Below are 1,799 nucleotides of genomic sequence, written 5' to 3' on the forward strand. Positions count from 1 at the left end.
ATCTCCTAGAGCGGCGGAACTGGCTCCCGCAGTGGCTCCGCGACTGCGCCGGAACCTTCCTGCTTCTCTTCGGGCTCCCCGCAACCGTTGCTTTCATCATCGCGCTACGAAAGTGACCCTGCCCCATTTGTTCGGACTACCAGTTAAGCAGAATCTACTGTAAAAATCTGGGAGTCTAAAATGTCAGAATCAAAACCTCGGGGGAGTGCCCCCACCACGGAGTCAAAGCCTCGTCGTAGCTATACGGAGGAGTTTAAACAAGAGGCCGTCCGCCTCGCCATCGAACGTAAGAACGTCTCGGCTGTCGCCCGAGACCTCGGGCTGGAAAACAGCGTCCTGAACCGCTGGAAGCATGCCTGGCTGGAGGCGCAAGGCTCTGCCAACCTCAAAGCCTTTCCCGGCAAGGGCAATCCACGCGATGAGGAGTTCGCTCGGCTCCAACGAGAAAATGCCCGTCTCAAGGAGGAAAACGAGGTGCTAAAAAAGGCTGTGGGTATCTTGGAGCTTGGAAGCTGCTGACGCTCCATCACGCAGAGGTCTGTGTGAGATACCGGTTCATCCAAAAGCATACCAGTCAAGTTCCTGTAAGCGTCCTGTGTCGTGCCTTGAAAGTCAGCAAAAGTGGTTACTACGACTTCAAAAAGCTTAGGCTCAGCAAGCGAGCACAGGAGAGGGAGCAGCTCCTGATTCATATCCGCCAGTTCTTCGAGAAAAGTGATAGAAGCTACGGCTCGATTCGTATCTGGGAAGACCTCAAGGAGTGTGACAAGTTAAAAGCGGCGGGGATTCGGGCCGGTCGCCATCGGGTGGCTCGCCTAATGCGCCAAGCGGGGCTGAAGGCAAGGGTAGCTCCCAAGTTCGTGGTGACGACGGATTCCAAGCACGGGTTTCCCATCGCGGAGAACCTATTGAATCGCGAGTTTGGAGCCACGGAAGCCAATACGAAATGGGCAAGCGGGTACCCGTGCTGCACAGGTGATCACCTACATCTGGACACGGGAAGGTTGGCTCTATCTGGCGGTTGTCTTGGATCTGTTCTCTCGTCGAATCGTGGGCTGGTGTATGCAGCAGAGTATGGATCGCTCGCTCGTTTTAAAGGCTCTGGAAATGGCGCTTGGCCAACGCCATCCGGGTGGGGGGCTGCTACATCACAGCGACCGTGGCAGTCGGGTACCCACCCGAAGGGAAGGGTGATGCAAGCGGCGACTTCTAGAATCGTCTGGAATCTGCTGGCATCTCGTGCAGTATGAGCCGTCGAGGCAACTGCGACGCAACGAGCGCAGCGCTCCCATTGCGCTGGGATAACGCACCTGTAGAGAGCTTCTTTGGGACGTTGAAGCAGGAGCTGGTACATCGCTATGATTTTGTCACTCGTGCTGCCGCCCAGTCAAAGATCTTTGAATGGATGGAGGTTTGGTACAATCGTGCTCGTCGTCACTCGTCTCTGGGTTATATCAGCCCCGTTGAGTTTGAGAGGCGAGCGTCCCTGGCGGGGAGTGCCCCGCCCGTCTCGTCAATCGCTCTGCTTAACTAACCGTCCGAAAAAATGGGGATAGTCCACAATCGCGTCCCACTTCGCTTCCATCCATTATCAGTACAAGAGGGCCTGGTGGTAGATTCTTAATTAAAATGTCAACATAAGGCAGATAATATTTTTTACAATCAATAGCATCATTATCCATGAAACACTCCATCTTCCGAACCCTATTTTGGGGCTTGGCATCTGAGGGTGCTTTTTTAGCAATGGCTGGTAAATGGCACTTCTGACTTCCGATAACCCCTGCAACAATCATAGCCAG

At 54.2% G+C, this 1,799-nt stretch carries 1 protein-coding gene and 1 pseudogene; one reads left to right on the forward strand and one right to left on the reverse strand.

The annotated features are described in order from the left end of the window. Positions 1 to 180: 180 nt before the first annotated feature. Positions 181 to 1,534: pseudogene (locus RMO15_RS10335) on the forward strand (IS3 family transposase). Here the strand turns inward: RMO15_RS10335 and RMO15_RS10340 are convergent. Next, a partial coding sequence (locus tag RMO15_RS10340; RefSeq protein WP_309711592.1) for a hypothetical protein occupies positions 1,527 to 1,799 on the reverse strand: 273 nt, incomplete at its 5' end. The pseudogene RMO15_RS10335 and the gene RMO15_RS10340 sit on opposite strands and share 8 nt — an antisense overlap.

It is taken from the genome of Armatimonas sp. (assembly GCF_031410135.1).
GTDB lineage: Bacteria > Armatimonadota > Armatimonadia > Armatimonadales > Armatimonadaceae > Armatimonas.